Annotated in this window: 1 protein-coding gene and 2 pseudogenes; all 3 read right to left on the minus strand. The window is 71.2% G+C overall.

The features are described 5' to 3' along the window. Window positions 1-397 (minus strand): annotated as a pseudogene (locus FV222_RS26610) (hypothetical protein); the annotation flags it as partial. A gap of 44 nt (window positions 398-441) precedes the next feature. Further along, the gene (locus tag FV222_RS26615) at window positions 442-783 is read right to left on the minus strand and encodes a hypothetical protein (protein WP_147816126.1); all 342 of its coding nucleotides are present in this window, start codon (window positions 781-783) and stop codon (window positions 442-444) included. Between the two features lie 154 nt (window positions 784-937). Then, window positions 938-1,216: pseudogene (locus tag FV222_RS26620) on the minus strand (hypothetical protein); the annotation flags it as partial.

The following is a 1,216-nucleotide window of genomic DNA, read 5'->3' on the forward strand; positions in this document are numbered from 1 at the left end:
CCCGGGCGGCGACCGCGGGCGGCGCGGCCTGCAGGATCGCCTGCGACGCCGGCGGCAGGCCGGGGAAGTCGCACTTGAACGCCTCGACCATGCTCTTGCGCACGGTCTCGTGCGCCCGGGCGCACTGATGCGCGATCGTCGTGCGGACCGCTTCGTTGCGGGTCACCGCCTCGCGGAAGCTCTCGCGCAGATTGTCGATGCCCTGGCGGATGTTGGGGCGGACGGCCTCCGGCACGCCGGGGCTCGCCGCGCACTGCGCATAGGCCTCGAAGAAGGCGTCGCAGCTCTCGATGCCGACCGGCGTGACCGGCGTCACCGCCGCCGCGGGCGTCACCAGGGCGACGGCCAGGCAGGCCGCCGCGAGGTGGGGAACGCGTCGCTTGCGCGTGGTCGTCATGGGCATGACCTCCCAGGTCGGGGCCGATCCGGCCGCCGGCCGGCTCATAGGTTGCGCAGGGCGAGAAGGGGCACGAGGGCCGCCAGCGCCACGGGGATCGACCAGTATTCCATCCGAATCCAGAACAGCTTGTGGAGGCTGTACAGCAGCACGCGCTCGTTCGTGACCGGATCGACGAGTTCGCGCGGCGGATTGCCGTTGAGGCGCCGGCCGACGAACCAGTTGGCGGCGGCGGCGGCGAACAAGCCGAGGCTGACGGCGAGGAACGTCAGTTCAGGATGGCCGGCCGCACGCAAGGCTAGACCTCCCGCCGCCCCGGCGAGGATGGCGGTGACGGCAACCACAGGCAGGACGAGGATTCCCCAGCCGGACCAGATGAACAGCATCGCCAGAGCCTGACTTTTCGATCGCGGTCGCGGTCGAACACGCGGAAAGACGTGCCCGTGCGATCCGGAAAAGCCACGACAGCGCATCAAGCCTGCCGCTACCGGATTCGGACCGCGGGATTGTCTTGGGCGTGCGAATGCGGCGACGCTGTGTTCACGGCGGCGTGATCTGCAACGGAACTCCGGGACGGCCAAGCCTTGCTCGTCGCGACGCGTCGCCGAAGCCGGCTCGGCCGAGGTTCGCGTGCTCCGCTCGCACCTGCGCGTAGAGAGCCTCGCAGCGCGCGAGCCACAGGTCGCGGGTGAACAGCCGCATCACCCGGGCATGCGGGACCGTGCGCGGGATCGCGAGCGCCTGATCGAGTGCGGCTGCAAGCGCGGGCACGTCGTCCGGCGGCGCGAGGCGACCGGCCTCGCCGACGACCTCCGCGGC

Source organism: Methylobacterium sp. WL103, assembly GCF_008039885.1.
GTDB lineage: Bacteria > Pseudomonadota > Alphaproteobacteria > Rhizobiales > Beijerinckiaceae > Methylobacterium > Methylobacterium cerastii.

Bases quoted from the DNA above. Each gene is read 5' to 3' on its own strand.
- FV222_RS26615 (WP_147816126.1), bottom strand. From the start codon at position 783: ATGCTGTTCATCTGGTCCGGCTGGGGAATCCTCGTCCTGCCTGTGGTT.